Consider the following 1,047-nt stretch of genomic DNA (forward strand, 5'->3'; position numbering starts at 1 on the left):
CTTCGGCTGGCTGGGTGAAGTAGTCGGTTCTGTGATTACACAGCCACTACTGCATAGTCTGGTGGTTGACGGAATTATCGCGGGTGCTGGTGGTGTAGTTGTTTTCTTGCCACAAATTCTAATTTTGTTCTTCTTCATTTTAGTACTTGAAGAATCAGGCTATTTACCGCGTGCAGCATTTTTACTTGATAAATTAATGTTTCAAGCTGGTTTAAGTGGACGTGCTTTCATTCCGTTACTTTCAAGCTTTGCTTGTGCAGTACCGGGAATTATGGCAACGCGTAGTATTAGTGACCCTCGTGACCGTTTTACAACGATTATGGTTGCGCCACTAATGACTTGTTCGGCACGTTTACCCGTATATGCCTTGCTGATTGCTGCATTTATTCCAGAGAAAATGGTCTGGGGTATTTTCAACCTACAAGGACTGGTGCTGTTCGGTCTGTATATGGCTGGGATTGTGAGTGCACTGTGTGTTTCATTCTTAATGAAATTTTTCCAAAAAGATAAGTCTCAACACGCTTTATTGCTAGAGCTGCCGAGTTATCGTTTCCCTGATTTAAAAAGTGTGGGAATCGGTTTGTTAGATCGTGCGAAGATCTTCTTGAAGCGTGTCGGCGGCATTATTTTTGCGCTTTCTATTTTGCTCTGGTTCTTGTGTACTTTCCCACAACCACCAGAAGGGGCGACATTGCCTGCTATAGATTACAGCTTCGCAGGTATGCTTGGACACCTTATCCAGCCTTTATTCGCTCCAGTTGGTTTTAACTGGCAAATCTGTATTGCCTTAATCCCGGCTATGGCAGCTCGTGAAGTTGTGGTCGCTGCATTAGGTACCGTATATGCCTTGTCGGCGACCGATGAAGATGCGGTAGCACAAGGTTTGTCTCATTTAATTAGTGCAGATGGTACAGGGTGGTCGTTGGCAACAGGTTTATCGCTTTTAGTGTGGTTCATTTATGCGCCGCATTGTTTGGCAACATTGGCAACAGTACGTCGTGAAACAGGTTCATGGAAACATGTTGCAGCTATGACTGCATATCTGTT

1 protein-coding gene is annotated in these 1,047 nt (G+C 44.4%); it reads left to right on the plus strand.

Features of this window, described 5'->3' with window-relative positions; all coding sequences use genetic code 11:
* Positions 1–1,047: ferrous iron transporter B (gene feoB, locus VXQ92_RS21000; protein WP_416683066.1), on the plus strand; the 1,047-nt coding region annotated here is incomplete at both ends.

The organism is Acinetobacter sp. 228 (assembly GCF_048147885.1).